General features: G+C 49.9%; 15 protein-coding genes. 12 read left to right on the top strand and 3 right to left on the bottom strand.

The genetic code is table 11. The features are described from left to right. Positions 1-8: 8 nt before the first annotated feature. Both NYE29_RS01305 and NYE29_RS01300 read left to right on the top strand, forming a co-directional pair. Positions 9-932 carry an ABC transporter permease gene (locus NYE29_RS01305; protein WP_340893969.1) on the top strand — a complete coding sequence of 308 codons (924 nt, stop codon included), beginning with the start codon at positions 9-11 and terminating at the stop codon, positions 930-932. A 28-nt stretch (positions 933-960) separates the two neighbouring features. Further along, positions 961-1,863 (top strand): carbohydrate ABC transporter permease, encoded by a 903-nt coding sequence (locus tag NYE29_RS01300; protein WP_038587935.1) that lies wholly within the window; start codon positions 961-963, stop codon positions 1,861-1,863. Positions 1,864-1,989: 126 nt separating this feature from the next. Here NYE29_RS01300 and NYE29_RS01295 read toward each other — a convergent pair whose 3' ends face one another. Further along, positions 1,990-4,515, bottom strand: coding sequence for a beta-L-arabinofuranosidase domain-containing protein (locus NYE29_RS01295; protein WP_340893967.1), 2,526 nt, complete (start codon positions 4,513-4,515; stop codon positions 1,990-1,992). Positions 4,516-4,867: 352 nt separating this feature from the next. On the opposite strand from NYE29_RS01295, the gene NYE29_RS34485 reads away from it, so the two are divergent. From NYE29_RS34485 to NYE29_RS01285, 3 genes are all read left to right on the top strand, one after another. Continuing rightward, positions 4,868-5,245: a DUF4181 domain-containing protein gene (locus tag NYE29_RS34485; RefSeq protein WP_038587941.1), complete on the top strand. Its 378-nt coding sequence runs from the start codon at positions 4,868-4,870 to the stop codon at positions 5,243-5,245. 773 nt (positions 5,246-6,018) lie between these two features. After that, positions 6,019-7,851, top strand: a complete 1,833-nt coding sequence (gene ltrA / locus NYE29_RS01290) for a group II intron reverse transcriptase/maturase (RefSeq protein WP_340893965.1) — start codon at positions 6,019-6,021, stop codon at positions 7,849-7,851. A 244-nt stretch (positions 7,852-8,095) separates the two neighbouring features. Beyond that, the gene (locus tag NYE29_RS01285; protein ID WP_038587954.1) at positions 8,096-8,566 is read left to right on the top strand and encodes a hypothetical protein; all 471 of its coding nucleotides are present in this window, start codon (positions 8,096-8,098) and stop codon (positions 8,564-8,566) included. A gap of 300 nt (positions 8,567-8,866) precedes the next feature. Here NYE29_RS01285 and NYE29_RS01280 read toward each other — a convergent pair whose 3' ends face one another. Continuing rightward, complete coding sequence (locus NYE29_RS01280; protein ID WP_038587957.1) at positions 8,867-9,394, bottom strand: hypothetical protein; 528 nt, start codon at positions 9,392-9,394, stop codon at positions 8,867-8,869. A 243-nt stretch (positions 9,395-9,637) separates the two neighbouring features. Here NYE29_RS01280 and NYE29_RS01275 point away from each other — a divergent pair, with 243 nt between their 5' ends. Both NYE29_RS01275 and NYE29_RS01270 read left to right on the top strand, forming a co-directional pair. After that, the gene (locus NYE29_RS01275) at positions 9,638-12,313 is read left to right on the top strand and encodes a YhgE/Pip domain-containing protein (RefSeq protein WP_340893962.1); all 2,676 of its coding nucleotides are present in this window, start codon (positions 9,638-9,640) and stop codon (positions 12,311-12,313) included. A 151-nt stretch (positions 12,314-12,464) separates the two neighbouring features. After that, positions 12,465-13,862: a hypothetical protein gene (locus NYE29_RS01270; RefSeq protein WP_038587961.1), complete on the top strand. Its 1,398-nt coding sequence runs from the start codon at positions 12,465-12,467 to the stop codon at positions 13,860-13,862. A 119-nt stretch (positions 13,863-13,981) separates the two neighbouring features. Here the strand turns inward: NYE29_RS01270 and NYE29_RS01265 are convergent, their stop codons facing one another. Further along, positions 13,982-14,956: an aldo/keto reductase family protein gene (locus NYE29_RS01265; RefSeq protein ID WP_340893960.1), complete on the bottom strand. Its 975-nt coding sequence runs from the start codon at positions 14,954-14,956 to the stop codon at positions 13,982-13,984. Positions 14,957-15,103: 147 nt separating this feature from the next. On the opposite strand from NYE29_RS01265, the gene NYE29_RS01260 reads away from it, so the two are divergent. The 5 genes from NYE29_RS01260 to NYE29_RS01240 all read left to right on the top strand — a co-directional run bounded on the left by NYE29_RS01260 (position 15,104) and on the right by NYE29_RS01240 (position 19,867). Beyond that, positions 15,104-15,766, top strand: coding sequence for an SGNH/GDSL hydrolase family protein (locus NYE29_RS01260; RefSeq protein ID WP_038587964.1), 663 nt, complete (start codon positions 15,104-15,106; stop codon positions 15,764-15,766). A 252-nt stretch (positions 15,767-16,018) separates the two neighbouring features. Then, positions 16,019-16,162 carry a hypothetical protein gene (locus NYE29_RS01255; protein ID WP_156130836.1) on the top strand — a complete coding sequence of 48 codons (144 nt, stop codon included), beginning with the start codon at positions 16,019-16,021 and terminating at the stop codon, positions 16,160-16,162. Continuing rightward, positions 16,159-16,404, top strand: a complete 246-nt coding sequence (locus NYE29_RS01250) for a hypothetical protein (protein ID WP_052091917.1) — start codon at positions 16,159-16,161, stop codon at positions 16,402-16,404. The genes NYE29_RS01255 and NYE29_RS01250 overlap by 4 nt, the downstream gene beginning before the upstream one ends. An 18-nt stretch (positions 16,405-16,422) precedes the next feature. Continuing rightward, positions 16,423-18,249, top strand: coding sequence for a sensor histidine kinase (locus NYE29_RS01245; RefSeq protein ID WP_052091918.1), 1,827 nt, complete (start codon positions 16,423-16,425; stop codon positions 18,247-18,249). Then, positions 18,239-19,867 carry a response regulator gene (locus tag NYE29_RS01240; protein ID WP_340893958.1) on the top strand — a complete coding sequence of 543 codons (1,629 nt, stop codon included), beginning with the start codon at positions 18,239-18,241 and terminating at the stop codon, positions 19,865-19,867. The genes NYE29_RS01245 and NYE29_RS01240 overlap by 11 nt, the downstream gene beginning before the upstream one ends. Positions 19,868-19,945: the final 78 nt, after the last annotated feature.

Genomic DNA, 19,945 nt, shown 5'->3' with positions numbered 1-19,945 from the left:
TGGTTCTGATGAAATCGGCTCATAAAAAGCCCACCGTGGTGAATACCTTCAGACGGGATTATCAGCTGTGGATTATGATTTTTCCGGCAATCGTTGTGATCTTTATTTTCAACTACATTCCGATGTACGGCATCCAGCTGGCGTTCCGTGACTATGACTTCTCCAAGGGCTTGACGGGAGGCGCATGGAGAGGGCTGTTTTATTTTCGGCAGTTTTTCGACAGCTATATGTTTCCGGACCTGATGAAGAATACGATAGCCATCAGTCTGGCAACCGTTATCCTGAGTTTTCCCGCACCGGTTATTCTTGCCCTTCTGATTAACCAGGTGCGCTGGAAGCGGGCGAAAAAAACGCTGCAGACGACCGTTTATCTGCCCCATTTTATCTCCATTGTCGTGATGGTGGGACTGCTGAATGTGCTGCTCTCCCCGAACTCCGGGGTTATCGGCCATATCCTGAGTTCGGTCGGTCTGGGTGATATCAATCTGCTGGGCTCAACCAAAACCTTTGTTCCCGTGTATGTGTTATCGGAGATTTGGCAGCATTGCGGCTGGAACAGCATCATTTATTTGGCCGCACTTTCCACGGTGGACCCGCAGCTCTACGACTCTTCCAAAATTGATGGAGCCAGCCGCTGGCAGACGATCAAGCATGTCGATATTCCGGCGCTGATCCCTACGATTATCATTTTGTTCGTGCTTAGTATGGGGAACGTGCTCAGTACCGGCTTCGAGAAGGTTTTCCTGATGCAGAACGCCCTCAACCTTCCGGTATCTGAGGTCATTGCCACCTATGTCTACAAAATCGGGATTATCAGCAATCAGTTCAGCTATTCAGCGGCGATTGGCCTGTTTAATACCGTGATCAACTTTATTTTCTTGTATGCGATGAATCTGGTTGCCCGGAAATCCTCAGACATCAGCCTGTGGTAGCAGCACTTAGGGAAGGAGTGAAGTGTTCATGCAGCTTATTAACCAAAAGGGTAAAAAGTTGACGGATGTCCTCTTTGATGCCGTCGTATATGCAGTGTGCCTGCTTATCTTTCTGAGCATTGTGTACCCGCTGTATTTTGTAATTATCGCCTCTGTCAGTGACTCCACGCTGGTGTCGACAGGGCAGGTAACGATTTTCCCGAAAAATATCAGCTTCTTTGGCTATAGTGAAATCTTCAAGGACTCGCGGATTTGGACGGGGTACGGAAATACCCTGCTGTATACGGTTCTCGGAACGGCGGTGAACCTGCTATTCACGCTGCCTGCGGCTTATGTGCTGTCCAGACAGGAATTCCGGGCCAGACGGTTCCTGATGCTGACGTTTGTAATCACCCTCTTTTTTAACGGCGGACTGATTCCGACTTATCTGCTGATGAAGGATCTGCATATGACCAATACGATGTGGGTCTTTATTTTTCCGTTTTGCGTGAACGTCTACAATCTGATCATTGCCCGTTCATTCTTTGAGAATTCCATCCCCAAGGAGCTGTTCGAGGCCGCTTCCATGGACGGGTGTACGCATTTTAAATTTTTTCTTAAGGTAGCCCTGCCTTTGTCGAAGGCGGTAGTATCGGTCATCGGTCTATATTATCTGGTTGCACACTGGAATGATTTCTTCACCGGCCTGATTTACATCCGCAGTAACAACCTGCAGCCGCTGCAGATTGTATTAAGAGATATCCTGCTGTCCAATCAGGTGTTCTCGCAAGGCGCGGGCGCGGGTGGTTCGGCCGGAGGTTATGCCCAGCAGTATGCGGATCAGGTCAAGTATGGGGTCATCATCGTTTCTACGCTGCCGATTCTGATTGTATATCCGTTTATCCAGAAATATTTCGATAAAGGGGTCATGATCGGTTCTGTCAAAGGGTAATGATGTGGTCCAATTACATGATTGAATCATCCGGTCTTCCGCCCCTTATTACAAGGTAGACTATATGTGTAAGCAAAAAACCAGCCGCTTCTGCGGCTGGTTTTTTGCTTGGAATGGGGTTGAGCATTATTTTTTCAATACAGTAACCTTGTATTCTTGAACCGTGGAATGATCTTCCGCTTTGACGGTGAGGGTCAATTCTGTACAGCTGCCTTCCAGTGCAATTTCCCTAGGTGACGTATCCTCGACCATAACATCGCCCACATAGATCAGAGCGTTCTTGTGCTTCGGCACCGCCTTCATCTCAAGAAGCTCTGTCCCCTGCGGAACAGTCAGCGTGTACGAAAGGATATCGCTGCTGAACGGATCGGATAAGACCCCTCTGCTAAAGCTCAGTTCCTGCAGCCGGGCATCGGCGTCAAAGCCTGTCATCATGCGCAGCAGGTCGAAGATGCCGTTCTCCTGACCCGGGATCACGAACTTGATTTCCGCTTCTGTCTTGTCCTGTACACTTGCGGCCGGGATAAGATACCGCTTGTTATAGAAGCTGCGCGGCTTATCCGTGTGCAGCGTCTCGCTGGCCAGCAGTTCGCCGTCCACATAAATGGCGATCTCCTTGCCGTTGCTGCCGGAGAAATACGTAACCGACAAGTAGTTGTCGATCTGCGGCATAACCTTCAGTCTATAGCTGAACCAGCCGTTATTCTCCGATTTGCGGATGTTATATCCGTCCCAGGTGGCTACAGAGGTATTCTCGCCTTGTATCCCATGCTCCAGCTCGTACTGGTCATTGCCGACCGGCAGGCTGTCGATGGTGGCATCCTGCACTCTCTGATGCAGCTTGGCCTGCAGAATATGGGCCTGCAGCTCCGCAGAGTCTGCTTCAACAAGGCGCCAATAGATTCCGTAACGTTCACTGTGTTGCTTATAGTGAGGAGTGAATACCAGGCGGTTGTCTTCGTCAGTACCACGCAGGGCAAAGGCCAGGCCATCCTCCAGAGTCTCAAAATGGTCAGTGAAACCGTTCAGCCATTCCTCAGGGCTGGCATTAACCGTAGTAATGAAATCCTTGACCAGCATATTTCGGGTCGGCACACTGACGGCTACTCCTGTCGCCGACTGTGACATATCGTCCTGTCCCAAGGCGGCGCTCAGCACCACCGGGCCATATTTGAAGGCAACCACATGCTGTGCATCCGGCAGGTTGAAATAGTTAAGCTTCATGGGCACTTTAAGCTTCAGGATATCCCCGTCCGCCCAAACCCTGTCCAGTACGGCATATCCCTCTTCAGTCACGAAGCTGACGGATTGTCCGTTCAGGCTCAGCACGGGTTCACCGGCAATCCAGTCCGGCAGCCGCAGCTTGAGCGATAGAGAGGTATCTTTATTCTGCAGGGTCTGCACCGTGAACTGCACGGTATCGCTGTACGGAAGGGCGGCGGTTTGCGTCAGCTTAAGGCCATGTTCTTCAGAAAGCAGCGTCGAGCTTAAATATTGGTTCACATAAATGCTGCCGGAATTGTGGAAGTAAATGCTGTCATTCAGCTTGGTGAAGCTCTCCATGCCCGTTCCGGTGCAGCACCAGAAATCCTCGAAGGGTGAGCTATATACCTTGAAATAGCCTGTTGCCATCGGCTGAAAATACATTGTCATCCCGGTGTGCGGGTGCTGTGAAGAGACAATCGCGTTTAAAAAGGTGTTTTCGTAAAAATCGGCATATTTGACGTCACCGGTAATCTTGAACAACTCGCGCGAGAGCTTCAGCATATTGTAGCTGTTGCAGGTCTCCGCAGTGAAATTGGAGCGTTCCCGGTCCAGCATATCCGGATCGCCGAAATGCTCCCATTCGCTGTTGCCTCCGGTAATATAGCTATGGTGATGCACAACCATTTCCCAGAACTGTGCGGCAGCCTCCAGGTAAAACTGTTCGCTCGCGCCGAGCGCCAGATAGCGGTTCAGGGCCCCGAGGAATTTTGGAATGGTAGTATTGGCATGTTTGCCTTTGAGAATATCCTTGCCTTCACGGACCGGTGTGAACAAGGTCAGCTCATCGAATTGATGGGCTGCGTTCAAATGATGCTCATCTCCGGTGATTTTGTACAGCTCATACAGGCAATCGTTCATTCCCCCGTATTCCACGGATAAGACAATCTGCTGGATCCCGGGAGACCAGGAGGAGGTGCGGCGGTACACCCATTCGCCCAGTTTTGTTACAACGGCATAAGCTGTTTCATTTCCGGTGGCGGAGTAAACGGCTGTCAGACCGGAGATAATCTTGTGCATGGTGTACCAGGGTACCCAGGCGGGCTGTTTATTCTCCACATTGTCAAACAGCTGCTCGGAAAAAGCCGAAAGATATCCGCTCTCCAGCTGGCAGAGTGCAAGCTCCGAGACAATATACTTCAGCCTCAGGCCGATTTCATCATCTTTGGTGCTCTGATAGGCCTGGGCCAAGGCGGCTAGGTAATGCCCCAGCGTGTGGCCGCGAATCTCTGTATTTTCCCAGCCGGGATATTTATTGGCTTTGGGAGCCAGTCCCTTGTTCTCCCGGAAGCCTGCGAGCAGCCTGTCGGAATCGTAGCTTTTGAGATATTGAATTTCTTTAGCGAACGCATTCATGAAATAGGGATCGGTAATGCTGACCTGATCCATCCGGAAATCGTGTAGTACAGGTTTATTTGCCGCAGTGTGCGGTGTTGTTCCAACAGTCATATTTATCACCAATCCTATAATCTATAAAGTATGATACACGAAGCTTGATTCATAAATAAGCTTATAGGTATAGTGTTTTCGGGTAAATAGTGCAACGTTCGAATATGTGTGAAAAGGTTGGATTTATTGGATGTCTAAGGGGAATAAAGCATTGGACTGTCGTTGCTTCATGAAGCTAACGGGCAGTTTAGCGCAATATTCATTTATTTCAACGTCCTAATTAATGGTATGATTTTCATGTCTTAAAAGGCTTTAGAGTAATGTTTATTAAGCATACTAAAAGGGGTGGTTTATGACGTATTCAATTTCAAATATACAATCCACGAGTTTATCAATTTCATTATTAGTGATACTTTTAGCCTTAATAGATCTAACTATAAAGAAGTATTTCATTGTAGAAGAATTAAATAAAATTTCAGATACTATTGGAAAGAATATCAATAGGTGGGTAAAAGGACTACTTGCTGTCATTAGTTTTTGTATTTTCTTCTTCATTTTGGATACAACAAATATCAACTCACTTAAGTGGTTCTTGTTAATATTTTTTATAGTTGCCATGGGACAACATGCCTTTATCGAATGGAGGTATTTGAAAGGCTCAAAAGAATACGTTATTTCACTTATTAAATTAGCAGTCGGAATAATATACATTTTAATTTTTATTTTCTAAAATTATTGGTTTTTTAGCGTTTATTAAGATGGCTTACTTTAGTGAAAATTGATTCAACTAACGGGTAAGTACGACAAGTTCTGCTATAAGCACCCGGCGGTGTGAAAAGCAGGAGATTCAAAATTAGGAATCTCAACTTTATAACCGAGGATGGGAATGACGGAACCATGTTTCCCGAAACCATCCCGCCAATACTCCTGCATGCATCATGCCTGACAGAGCATGGGGTGTGAAGTACAGGTGGAGTCGGCAGAACAGAGGCTGAAGCCTCCTCACGGAAAGGTATGCCAATGGATATGCCGCGCGGCTGAAAAACTGGATATGGTGAGAATGTTCATTCTTTTTTTTTTGAACTGACGAACTTCCGAATGTACGGGTCTAAAGTTAGAACGTATGGAAACATGCGGGCCATCAAGCGATGGTGTGAGTGGCGTAAAGTAATAATTTTCCCTATGAAATACGCTATGCTGAACAATGGCAGCTTCCAGCTCACAGGCTTAGAGGAAGCACCTACGTCCTGAGATAGCTAGGTTGTAAGGGACTTGGAAAGCAAGGCACGTCGCAACAAGGGCTGTTACCCAAGACGGTTGCAATAAGGCACATGCCGAAATGCATTAAGCCTTGTGAGGGCAGGGGCACGACTGATGAATCTTCTGTAATGGGAGTGGAGGAACAGCCCCAAGTCTAATGGAAAGAACGATCATTCTCCAACGTGAATTGCACCGATCGGGTAGGAACGTGGGAACATCACCTCTACAAGGAGGGATGCCACAGTGCAAGCTCTTCGATACTGGGATTACTACGGCATGACGGACACATTCACAGCGTTATACGATAGTGCCTCGAAAAAGGAAGTTTTCCCGCAACTCTACGACATCATCACATCCAGAAAAAACATCCTCCTCGCCTATCGAATGATGAAATCGAATAAAGGATCGCGGACACCTGGAACCGATGGGAAAACCATTACGGATATCCAAAAGCTATCCGAAGACGAACTAGTCCTTGATATCCAATACAAGTTAAAGAACTACCGCCCCAACAAAGTCAGACGGAAGCGCATTGAAAAGGATAACGGCAAATGGAGACCTCTCGGAATTCCGTGTATTTTGGACCGTATCATTCAGCAGTGCTTTAAGCAGGTGCTTGAGCCAATCGCGGAAGCTCACTTTTATAACCATAGCTATGGTTTCAGACCGTTGCGGTCAACTCACCATGCTATGGCTAGAGTGCAATTTCTAGTGAATCATTCGCAACTCCACTATGTTGTCGACATCGATATTCAAGGCTTCTTTGACAATGTAAATCACGGATTGCTGATCAAGCAGCTATGGAACCTTGGCATTCAGGACAGGCGAACATTAGCATGCATCTCGAAGATGCTAAAGGCAGAAATTGATGGAGAAGGTGTACCTTTCAAAGGAGTTCCACAAGGCGGAATCCTCTCTCCTCTTCTATCCAATATTGTCTTGAACGATCTGGATCAATGGATTGCTGGGCAGTGGGAACTGTTTCCCATGAACGAGTCATACAAGACGAGAACAGGAGAATTGTACGCGAAAAAGCGATCTACTCTGAAAGAAGGATACATTGTCCGCTATGCGGACGACTTCAAAGTTCTCTGCCGAGACTGGAGAACTGCCCACAAGTGGTATCATGCTGTTAAACTGTACCTGAAGGAACGCCTGAAACTGGACATCTCCCCGGAGAAATCGCAGATTGTGAATCTGCGCAAACGGGAGTCCGAATTCCTCGGTTTCACCATCCGTGCGACTAAAAAGGGCAACAAACGAGTGGCGCATACCGGCATTAAAGCCAAAAACAAGCGGAAGATCAAAGAAGAAGCCAAAGCGCGCATCAAGAAACTTAGAGCTTCCCCAACCGCACAGAATGCACTGCTGTTCAATAGCTTTGTTCTAGGGATTCATAACTATTTCAAATGGGCAACCCACGTCAACCCCGAGTTCTCACGTCTTGCCTACGATCTACGTGCCTTCATGTTCAATCGTCTCAAACAGATTGGGAAATACGAACACCCTGAAAACCCGCCGCCAACGTACAAGAAATTCTACAGTCGCGGCTTCAGGACATTTAAATTGGCAAACGTGTATTTATATCCTCTTGCTGATGTGAAGACAAGAAATACCATGAGCTTCAGTCAACAGCTGACCCTTTATACAGCAGAAGGAAGAGAGCAAATCCACCAAAAGCTACGGTCAGATTTGCAACACGAAATTGCTTCATTAATGAAATCCCATATCCCAAGTCGAAGTGTAGAGTACATGGATAACCGAATCAGTCGCTACAGTATGAAAATGGGGAAATGCGAAGTTACAGGCATGTATCTTTCTGCGGCAGATGTTCACTGCCATCATTTTGTACCGCTTCATCTGGGCGGCAACGATAAATTCTCTAATCTTCGTATCCTCCAAAAGGAGGTTCATCGGTTAATCCATTCTACATGCAAGCAGACAATTGACGGGCTCATGGCTAAGCTTGGAATAACTGAATCCATGCAGAGCCTGATCAACCAATACCGCACTAAATGCGGATTGGAACCGATCAGTTTTTTTTTTCCAGAACCTAGAGTAACGGGGAACCAATGATCAAGTAGCTTTCATTAGATGGAACGCCGGATGCCGGGAAACTGGCACGTCCGGTGTGGCGCAGGGGAAAAGCCGGAGATTATATCAAACGCTTACCTATTGCAACCGTTAGTTCAGCGATCCAGGAGCAGTTTGCCGCCGCCGCAACTACTCCTTCTGTCGTTAAGTTATTGAGCATGACGGTGTAGGAACTCGACCCTTAGTATATGACTGTTTTAAGAACTCTTTATAAGGGGATATTTCCATGAAGCAGATGAAAATTGGGGATTGGAATCTTGAAGTAGATGTTGAGAAAACTAAAGATTTTTACCAAGCCTATCATCAAATCACTGAAAGATGTGATTGTATCTTCTGTAAGAATTTTGTAAGTGCTATTGAACTAATACCTAAGCCAGTTTTAGATTTTTTTCGAAGTTTAGGAATAGACCCAACCAAAGAAGGTGAGGTCTCGGAATATTGTGAAATAAAAGATGGTATGCATTTATACGGCGGTTTTTTTCATATAGTAGGAGAGTTAATAAGCGGTCCTGATTGTTGGATTGAAACGAGTGAAGAAGTCAGTCATTTAGCCACGAATAATATGATTGAGATCAATGGTTTTAAATTTGGATTCACCAATGGAGTCAGTTCACTCCCTGATGGGTTCCCTAACCCTACTCTGCAATTAGAGTTTGAGGGCATTATTCCTTGGACGCTTAAAGAAAGCTTTAAATAAGTCTTTCAATTCAGCTAAAGGAAAACGATAGCTCAATAAACAGCGGCAGACTAGGACTATATTTTAAGGCTTACCGCTGTTTTTATTGTTGGGCCAGTCTAGTACTTATTTCATGGACACTGCAGGTATTATTTTTGAAAGCCGCTTGGCAGCAGCATTTCTAGTCTAATGCTTTAGTTTTTCCACCCTTGGCAACTCTCAACTTAAAACTATGGGGCGCGCGCTAAGAAGGCGTACCAAAAAGACGGTGTTTGCCCGGATGGGCAGACACCGTCTTAATTTGTACGACTATAACAATGGTTATGGAATGTATTGCTGCACAATTGAAGTTACTTGACCATCTTCGATCGTGAGATGGTATGGAAATTGGCTTAAGTCGATAATATCGGTCTTGGCGAATTCCTTCTGGAACTGTGGTAGAGAAATTCCCTCGTTCCAGTTGATATCCAGATCCTCGATCGTTCCAGTATGATCATAGATTTGCATGGTTACACCGGCATTATCGGCAACCGGATAAGAGGTTAGCAAATCGCTGTCGTTAACGATATAATATCCGTCTGGTGCGCCTCCCAGCTCTGCCGCGTCATCTGGCTCCCGCTCGGCAAACACCCGGTTGGCGTCCGCGCCTTCAAACCATTCGATATCGTCCGCATTAAGCATCAGCTTGCCGTCTACGATTTGTAGATCGTGAATATATGCTGTGAGATGCTGAATCTGCCCGCCGCTTTGCGCTTCCGCACGTGTTCCCGCTGTGCTTGCCGTTGTTGCGAGGGAAAGAAACAGCAGGACCAGCAAAGGCAGTACATACTTGGAGTTTTTCAATAACATCTTTTCATTTCCCCCTTGGCTTAAATATGGCTTGTGAATAGCCTATATACCTCTTTACCCTTCGCTATAGTTCTCAAACGGGGTATGTACCTCTATTAACGTAAATTAGCAAGAAATGTTGCAAAAATTTTGCTGAGGTCTATCAGAACTGCCGAAGATGTGATAAACGGCAGCAGATTTGTAAAAAGCTTCATGCCGGGGCATATTAAAATATCCAAATAACGGCTTGGGGGTGACTGGCGGATGGCGGAAATATGGCGGATCTATCTGAACGATTGGCGCAACCTGTTCAGGATTCCGGTGGCGGTGCTGCTGATTGCAGCGCTTATTGTGCTGCCCTCTGTGTATGATTGGGTAAATGTGGCCGCAGTATGGGATCCATACAGCAACACCTCCGGCATCAAAATCGCCGTGGCCAGTCTGGACAAAGGGGCGGAGCTGCAGGGAAAAAGCTTCAATATCGGTGACCAGGTGCTGGACAGCCTGTATAACAATAAGACACTGGGCTGGACCTTTACGGATGCCCGGGCCGCTGAAATTGGGGTTCGGCGCGGAGACTATTATGCGAGCATCGTCATTCCCGCAGAGTTCTCGCAGCGGATGGCCGGAATCGTTGAGGGCAACCTGGTGAAGCCCGAGGTAGAATATACCGTTAACGAAAAGATCAATGCCATCGCGCCCAAAATCACTGCGAAGGGTGCTTCGACGATCACGTCGCAAATCAGTGAGCATTTTATCGAAACACTCAGCAGCACGGTGCTTAACGCCCTCCGTCACATTGATGAGGAATTTCAATCCGAGCTGCCGGTAATCCGCAAGGTGGAGCAGGGGCTGTTCAAGCTGGAGGCCAGCTTGCCGGAAATAGACAAGGCGGGCAAGCTGGTGCTCAAGCTGCAGCAGAACTGGCCGGAGATCTCCTCTTCCGCCGGGAGGATCGCTTCCCTTACCAGCAAGCTGCCGGAGGTGGAACAGGCTGGAGCGGCGGCGGAGACGATCGACGAGCACTGGTCCCAGATCAGTGAAGCCGCCGGGCAGCTGCAGACGCTGAGCAGCAAGCTTCCTGAGCTGGAGCGGGCTGCTCTTCTGGTCACCGGGCTGGATGACAATTTCGGCAAGGTGGACGAGATGCTGGACCGGGCTTCCGAGCGGTTGTCGGAAGCCGGAGCAGTGGTAAATGCTGCGGCCAAGGCATTGCCTCAGGCGGACCGGCTGGCTGCGGCCGGAAGCAGCTTTGGGCAGGAGCTGCAGCAGTTTCTGGAACAGAACGGCGCGGCCTTCGAGAGCATTCCCCTGATTATGCAGCAGAATTTCTATCTGCTGCAGCAGACCGGGGATGCCGCTGTGCAGCTTGCCGAAGAGCTGCAGAACAGCAAGGAACAGCAGCCGGCGGCAGCCCGGCAGCTGCAGCTCGCTTCAGCCCGGCTGTCGGCCGGAAGCGGGACACTGGGCCACACCGCGGCTTTGCTTGGCGCGGTGAACAGCCTGTCGCCCGGGGCGGTGCGTACCGGCGACATCAATGCTTTAAGTGAAGTGCAGGAGCAGTTCACATCCGCTGCTTCCCGGGCGGACAAGCTTGCGTCGGCGCTGCAGGCCGGAGGCGGCCCGGACGCCGGCGCGCTTGAGCAGTTTAGTCTGGCCGCCGGGCAGAGCCAAACGGCGCTGAATAGAATTGTTGCGCGCTACAATGCAGAAGGCATGCCGGCGGTAACGGACTCCATGAAGCAGCTAACCAGCACCGCAGGGACTGCCGCCAAGGCACTGCAGAATGTTCCACAGCGCCTTGACGCACTGAATACAGTTCTGGATGAGGCAGCGGCGGCAATCGGATACGGAGAGTCGGGCCTTGCTTCGCTGCGGCAGAACCTGCCTGCAATCCGCGAAGATGTGCATGCGGCAGCCAGCGGCCTTGAGGACAAGATGGCTACGTTCAATCATTTCGTCACGGATGTTCTTCCGCAGATCGAGAGCGGACTCCCCGCTGCCGGAGTAGCGATCCATGGAGCCGCTGAATTTGCCCGCAATGATCTGCCTGCCGCAGAGGAGAAATTCCGCAGGGCAGCGGCGCTGATCACCACCGGACTTCCGCGTGCTGATCAGGGCGTGGAGCGCGCTGCACAGCTGGTGCGTGAGGATCTTCCCACGCTTGAAGCCGCAGTCCGCAAAGCGGCAGCGACCATCCGGCAAATCAAAAGTGAAGTGAATTTGGAAGATATCGCGCAGCTCTTGGGCGGAGATATCAAGAGCAAAAGCGATTTTCTCGCCAGTCCGGTCGTCCTGAAGGAGAAGACGCTCTACCCGATTCCGAATTACGGCTCGGCGATGACTCCTTTTTATGTCGTGCTCTCCTTATGGGTGGGGGGAACCCTGATGATCTCCCTGCTGCGAACGGGAGTCGATACAGGAGGCATCACATATACCGGCCACCAGCTGTATTTCGGGCGGCTGCTGACCTTTCTGACCATCGGAATCCTTCAGGCACTGGTAGCGGTGTTTGGCAATATTTATATCCTGAACTGTTATGTCGCGGATAAAGGCTGGTTTGTGCTGTTTGCTGTGTTAATCAGCATCGTATTTGTGACGATTGTGTTCACCCTCGTTTCGGTCTTCGGCAATCTGGGAAAAGGAATTGCGATTGTATTTATGGTGCTGCAGTTCTCCAGCTCCGGAGGCACATTTCCCATCAGTACCACCGGGCATTTCTTTCAGATCCTGAATCCTTTTATGCCGTTTACCTATGCGATCAGTCTGCTACGGGAAGCGGTAGGGGGGATTCTGCCGGAGGTGGTCTTCCGCGATGTGTTGGCTCTGCTGCTTTTCGGCGTGCTGGCGCTGCTGCTGGGGCTTACGCTGCAGAAACCGCTTGAACGCTTCATCCGCAAAGCCGCAGAACAGGCTGAGAAGTCCAAGCTGATCTCTTGATGTAAGGAATTAGAAGATAAGAGCTTTTATTTCCATCTGTCAACCACTTTTGAACGTGCCAATGGATGTTGACCTGTGTAATATTTACACCTATTATGTAGGAATATCTGGATTATTGTTCAAATATTTGGATTTGAGAGGTGGAGTTTGTTTGGAGCCTAAGACTACGATCCAAGGGGAACTGGACGCTTTTCTCAAAAGGGAAGGCAAAACCATTAATCAATTTGCTGGAATATCCGCTGTCAACTCCGGAACGCTCAGCAGCATTATCAATGGCAACCGCCCGATTGCAATGCAGCAGCTGGACCGGATAACCGCCGGAATGGGTCTGCCTGAAGGTGCGTTTTATGAAATGTATATAGATGAATGCATTATTCATTCCACGCCGGACTGGCGGCGGCTGGGCCCGTTTCTGCACCGCTGCGCCGAGCTGGACAAGCTGGAATGCATCCGGCAAGTGGTACATAATCTGATGGATAATATCTCCTATGCTCAAGCGCTGTTTGACACGGCAGAGGAATTTTACAGGAATAACAAAAAAGAAGCTGCGGCGCTGCTGTATGAAGGCGTAGCGGAGAGCGAGAAGTATCAGCATTCCGAACGGCTGGCGCTCTGCCAATACCGCTTGTTCACGATCGCTTTGGGTGATAATCAGGATAATAACCTGCAGGCTGCTACGCAATTTGAATATTTTGTCGAACGGCTGGATGAGGCCGATCAGCTTGATGCGCTGCACGCGCTGGCGAATATTTATATTTCCCTGCACCGCTGGAGCAAAGTGAATATTCTGGCTGAAGAAATGGAGCGCAAAGCCTCCATCCAATATCAGAATCAGTACCTGGTGACCAAACAGCGTGAGACGCGTAAGGAGCCGGCAAGACCAATCTGCTTCTACATCCTTTACGCTTATCTGCTCCATTCGGCGGTATGCCATGAACGTGGCGAATACGAACGGGCTTTGCATTATGCTTCACTCTACGCGGACTCCGGCTGGGTGCGTGAGGACACGGAGAAGGTCCGGGAGGTGAAGGCGCAGTTTCAGGAATGGGCGATTGCCAATTCCTATCTCCATCGGTTAATGGCCGGTCAAATGGATGTGCTTACAGAGTATGCCGAGTTCATTGCGGCCCGGGAAAATGAAATTCTTCCGGCTTTAATGAAAATTATGCAGGCCGCCAACCGCTATCAGTTCAATGTGGATGGAATTATCGAACGTTTTCAGGATCAGCTGGATTTCAAAGAGCAGCGGAGCCGAATCGGCATCATTAATTCCCGGGTTACCTGGGATGAATATACAGACCTTCTCTGTGAGGTGGCCGCCTATTACTTTAATGCACAACGATATGAGGCGGCTATTCATTATACGTTAAAGGCATTGGAGTATTCCGCCAAAATAAATGGTGATGCATGTGTACTCCGGTGCGTGAGATTATTTGAAGAATGCAGGCATCTGGCCACTATAGAGGATCAAAAGAAGTATAAAACACTAATCGGCGGGGCTGGGCGGATGAATGAAAAGAAAGACAGCCTGATGCCTGGCCATTATTAGTATGGAAAGGACCGTCTCACCCGTAGATAACCTCTGCGGGTAAGACAGTCCTTTTTGTAAAGATAAGCATTTATATGCTTCACGCTATAAATGATCCTTCTCTTTCTCGCTCAGCTTCCCTATCTCGCCGGTGCGAAATCGGCCACCTGGCGGAGCAGGCCGTCGATGGTCTCCAGCGTTTCCTGCTGGAGGAGAATGCCGGAGGCCTGTGCATTCTCTTCAACCTGGCCGGGCTTGCTGGCTCCGATCAGTGCAGAGCTGACACCTGGCTGGCGGAGTACCCAGGCCAGCGCCAGCTGTGAGAGCTTCAGGCCGAGGCTGGCCGCCAGGTCATCCAACTGGGCAACGACGCCAAGGACATCGTCGCGCAGATAGCTGCGGATAACGCCGTTCACTGAATCGTCTGCGCCGCGTGTCCCGGCCGGAGGCTGTTGTCCCGGCTTGTATTTGCCGGTCAGAATGCCCTGGGCGAGCGGCGAGAAGACGACTTGTCCCAGTCCTTCCTGCCCCGATACCTCAAGCACCTCTTCTTCGATATAACGCTCGAACATATTGTAGATCGGCTGATTGGAGGCCAGCGGGCGGAGATTCAGCCTGCGGCTGGTGCCTCCGGCACGGGCGATTTGCGCCGCGCTCCATTCGCTGACTGCGGAATAGAGGATTTTACCTTGGGCTGTAAGGTCATCCAGCGCGCGCAAGGTTTCTTCAACCGGCGTATCCTTGTCAAAGCGGTGGCAGAAATACACATCAATGTAATCGGTTCCGAGACGCTTCAGGCTGGCCTCGCATTGCTCCATAATATGCTTGCGGGAAAGCCCCCGGTCGTTCACCCCGTCTCCCATCGGGAAAAACACCTTGGTGCTGAGCACATAATCCGACCGCTGGTAGGAGCGGAGAGCTGCGCCAATCGCCTTCTCGCCTTCCCCGCGGTTGTAGGCATTGGCGGTATCGAAGAAATTGATACCGCATTCAAAAGCTTTGGCCACGCAGGCGTCCGCTGCTTTCTGCTCTGCGGCTGTTCCGTAAGTAAGCCAGCTGCCCAGGCCGATCTCACTGACCTTAAGGCCTGTATTGCCTAATCTTCTATACTTCATTCTTGTTCCATTCCCTTCCATGTCATTTGCTAAATCCTATCACATTGCATAGCAGCATCACAAATCATTGAAGGATCGGCCGCAATTACGGTAAAATTATAGATAGTGCCAAATCTATCTAATTATAATAGTTGAAGGGTGAGCTGGATGTCTATTTCATTTGCTAAGCCAAACAAAGTTATTCTGTTTCAGGGAGATTCCATCACCGACGGCAACCGTGGCCGCGATAACGATCCCAATCATATTCTGGGGCATGGCTATGCCTACATCATTGGCGGCAAGCTGGGCAATGAGCTGGCTGAGCAGCAGCCTATGTTCTACAACCGCGGAGTGAGCGGTGACCGGATCTCCGATCTGTATGCCCGTTGGAATGAGGATGCGATCTATCTGCAGCCGGATATTCTCAGCATCCTGATCGGGGTCAACGATATTTGGAGAATGATGAAGGGCGAGCCGGGCGGCTGCACCGACCGTTACGAACGTGCTTACCGCCATGTGCTGGAAGAGACGCGCGAAGTGCTGCCGGATACGAAGCTGGTGCTGGTCGAGCCGTTTATCCTGAATACCGGAGCACCCGCGGAAGACTGGAGTGGATGGTCCAAATGGATCAGCCATTATCAGGGGGTTGTCCGCGAGCTTTCGCAGCAATTCGGCACCGTGCATGTTCCGCTGCAGGATGCTTTCAACGCAGCTGTGGAGAGAGCAGAGGCAGCCTACTGGCTGTGGGATGGCGTTCACCCGACGACTGCCGGGCATGATCTGATCGCCAAGGAATGGCTGAGTGTTGTGGAGAAGAGCGGGATATGCTAAGGCTGCTCAGAAGAAGTTTTGCCCATGAAATAGAGCTGCTGTCCGCATAGGACGGTATGCTCTATTTTTTTGGGAAGCTGGACATTTATTTGGCTCAACGTTCAATAGGCGCAGCAATTTCCACTTGTATGAAATAAAGAGAAAACAACAATGGTATTCTTTTTATGTTGACTTCAAAAGAATGTGGAGTAAGATGGGAAATGCGAGAAATCACTGATTTTCCAGGTTGTTATTACTGAAGGAGGAACAGATGTGGAGAGTAACACTACTAGCCCGGACAACTATTTAAAGGAATTGAAGAAGGAACTGAAACGGCAATGGCCGGAGAACCGGACTTTAAATATTGTATGCCATGGACAAGCCTCTCTTGAACAAGGAACCAAGTCATCCTGTTGACACCTACCTGGGATCGGTCGTATGGTACAGGAAACGAAGCTTGGCATTCCTTGCTGGAGCACGCCGGGCAGATCCGGCAGCTCGCTGAAGAATACAAGGTCGGATTATGTGACAGCTTCGCCGCCTTCCAGACCTACATCGACGGTGGAGGCGAACTCGAAGATCTGCTGTCCTATGTGAATCATCCCAATGAACAGGGGCACCGGCTGGTAGCCGGCGAACTGGCGAAATTTCTGCTGTAGGAAGGGGCGGGTGCCTCCATGAAATCCCCGAGAAGGTGGGGCGGGCTGATCCGGGAGAAGCTTAGCGACAGATTTTATCAGATATCCATCAAACAGAGAGTGCTGTTCTCTTTCATTCTGTTGATAACGCTATCAATCAGTGCGATGGGATTGTTAACCTACCGGATTGCCGGGAAGGAAATTCAGAACAACGCCTTTGAGACCAGCAGGGAAACGGTGGACAAGACCATGCAACTGCTCGATTACAGACTGAATGATGTGGCCATGTCGGTACAATCGCTGATGCTGAGTGATGCCTACAGGCAGATGATGATCGATGTTCAGGCTCATGATGTGAAAAATTACTATGTCCATTTGTCGGAAATGCAGTATGTTCTCTCCCAGGCCACCTTCAATGAACCGATTATTGAGAACGTTCTTATTGCAACGCCAATCGGCGATTTCTACTCGACAACGCAGGTGCGGGCGCAAGATCATTCATTTTACGGCTCGGAGCTGTACGACAACAGTAAAAAAAATCCCGGCGGTTATTGGGCCAAAGCCCATTACGACCGGCTGTTTACAGGCAACCAGCGTGTCGTTTCTTTTGTGGTGCGGGGAATATATGAGCATACGCCGATTACGAATGTGTTCATCGTCGTCAACCTCCGGGAGAACCGGATTACGTCGCTGCTGAATCAGAACAGCTCCGGCAATGACCGGGAATACCTGCTGCTGAACAAGGAAGGCGAAGCGGTGGTGCAGAGCGGCGGGTTCACCCGCGAGGAGCCGCCGAAGGACCCGGCATTTCTGCGTGACAGCACCACTGGTAGCGAGGGGAATTTCTTTTACCCTTTTGACGGAGAAGATTATCTGGTCAATTATAAGCAATCGACAATTGCGCCGAACTGGATCCTGGCCGGGATACAGTCCAAGGATCAGCTTCTCGGACAGCTGAAGGGTGTGCAGCGGACAATTCTATATGTCATTCTGGTGTTTCTGCTGACCACATGGTTTTTCTCGAACAAACTGACAGCCGCCCTCCTTAAGCCGCTCTTCAAGCTGAGCAGACTGATGCGCAGGGTGGAGGAGAACCAGCTAAGTGTGTCTTATGAGAGCAAATATAATGACGAGATTGCCCAGGTTGGCTTCCAGTTTAACCGGATGATGACCGAAATCAAAAGCCTGATCGAGGATGTGCGACAGAACGAGGAGGGCAAACGCCATGCCGAAATCCGGGCGCTGACAGCCCAGATGGAACCGCATTTTCTCTACAATACGCTGAATACGATCTACTGCAAATCGGTGATGGGTGAAAATGACGATGTAAACGAGATGATTCTGGCCTTGTCGCAAATGTTCCAGCTGGGCCTCAGCGGCGGCAAGGATCTGATTCCGCTGGAGGACGAGCTTTCCCATGTGCAGCAGTATTGCGCCATCCAGCAAAAGTGCTATGAAGATCTGTTCCAGTACAATGTTGATATCGGAGAAGAAGAGCTGTTGTCCTTCCCGGTCCCCAAGATCCTGCTGCAGCCGATTGTGGAGAACAGCATCCAGCACGGCTTTGCGGACCGCCGAAGGGGCGGTGTCATTCAAGTGCGGATTTCCACGGAGCATTCCATGCTGCATATTGTGGTGGAGGACAACGGCAAGGGAATGGATGTTGTGAAGGTGGAGCAAGGAATGCACAAACGTGAAGTTTCCAAAAAAGGCTATGCACTGGTCAATATCAGGCATAGGCTGATGTTATATTACGGCGGTGAGGCGCGGATGGAGCTGTCCGGTGAACCGGGCGCTGGCTCCCGCACTGATTTATGGATACCGCTCAGCCCGCTGAGGGGGGAGGGAGGAAGCTATGGAATTTAGAGTGCCTAGGCTGCTCAAAATTTGTGTTATCGATGATATCCGAAGTGTGGTGGATATGATTGCCCGCAAGCCGGACTGGCAAAAGCACGGCATTGAAGTGGCAGGGACAGCGCTCGATGGCGAAGAAGGACTGCAGATGATCCGCGGGTGCAAGCCTGATATCGTGCTTACGGACATCCGGATGCCGCGCATGGACGGGCTTGAGATGACCCGGGCAATTCTTGAATTTGCGCCCCAGTGCAAAATCATTATCCTCAGCGCATATTCAGAGTTTTCTTATGCGCAGCAGGCGATCCGCCTCGGGGCGATGGATTTTGTCAAAAAGCCGTTTTCACTCGAAGAGATTGTGAATGTGGTGCTGAAGGCCAAGGCGATATGCTTGCAGGAGCGTGAGGAGCAGGAGAAAGTCAGGGAAATGGAAGCCAAAATCAAAGAAAGTCTGCCGATTCTCCGCCAGGAGTATCTGACCTTTCTGATGCAGCATCAGACCACGGAACATAGCGCGAAATCCCGCTGGGAGTATTTAGGGATTCCGCTGAATCAGGAGAATTTCATCGTATTTATCGCGGAGATTGATCATTTTTCTGAGAAGTTCGGCAGCCAGCCGGTGCAGGAGATCGAGCTTGTCCGCTTCAGCCTGCAAAATATACTGGAGGAGACGATACGCTCCCGGACGCGGGGGATTATCTTCCGGGAGGCAACGAACCGTTACGTTTGTGTGATGAACGGGGAGCATCCCGGTACTGCCGAGCAGATTGCGGAGGCTTGCTGTGCCAATATCAGCCGATATTCCCGGTGTACGATCTCGGTAGGAACGGGACTTTGCGTATCAACGGTACATGAGCTTGCGGATTCCTACGCACAGGCGCTCAGCGCGCTGGCTTATCATTTCTATACAGACGGAAATGCTGTGTACAGTTATTCCAGTATCGTCCATAAACCCCGGTCCGTGAACAATTATTCCGTTGCTGCTGAACAGGAATTTCTGTTCGCGCTCCGTTCGGGCAACCGCGACAAAAGCCAGCAGGTGCTGCGGCATATTTTTGACGAGCTGCTGCAGTTGGACCCGCTGCCCGAGCCGCAGTACGTAGAGAACATCGGTTATGAGCTGGCGTTCAAAATCTGCCGGGTTATGCTGGAATTGTTCCCCTACGAGAAGGTTCAGCCACTAGAGCAGCAGGTGAACCGGCTGAGGAACCAGCATTCCCCTTCTCTGCAGGAGATACGCACGCTGCTGGAAGGGTTGTGTGCGGAAGGCTGCCGCTGGATTGAAGAGGAGCGTTCCATGGAGTCCACTCTGATTATTCATCGGGCAAAAGCGTATATCTGTGCAAATCTCCATACCAGCCTGACACTGGAGCAGGTGGCGAAGCAGATCAATTTGAGCCAGGGATATTTCTCTAACCTGTTCAAGAAGGTAGCGGGCATTTCCTTTCAGCAGTTTGTCACGCATGAAAAGATGGAGAAGGCTAAAAGTATGCTGATTGAAGGCATGCAGGTGCAGGAAATCGCCATAGAGCTGGGCTACGAGCACCGCCGCTATTTCAGTGAGGTGTTCAAGAAGTCCACCGATATGACACCTTCGGAGTTTAAAATATCTTATCTGGGCAAAGGTTGATGCCGGGTGAATCGCGTCTGCTTGCGTAACCTGGCCTCAACATATTTGTCAAAACCACGGGGATGAACGATCTGCTTA

Source organism: Paenibacillus sp. FSL M7-1046 (assembly GCF_038007405.1).
Lineage (GTDB): Bacteria > Bacillota > Bacilli > Paenibacillales > Paenibacillaceae > Paenibacillus_AQ.
This window is presented reverse-complemented; position numbering and strand designations above follow the sequence as displayed.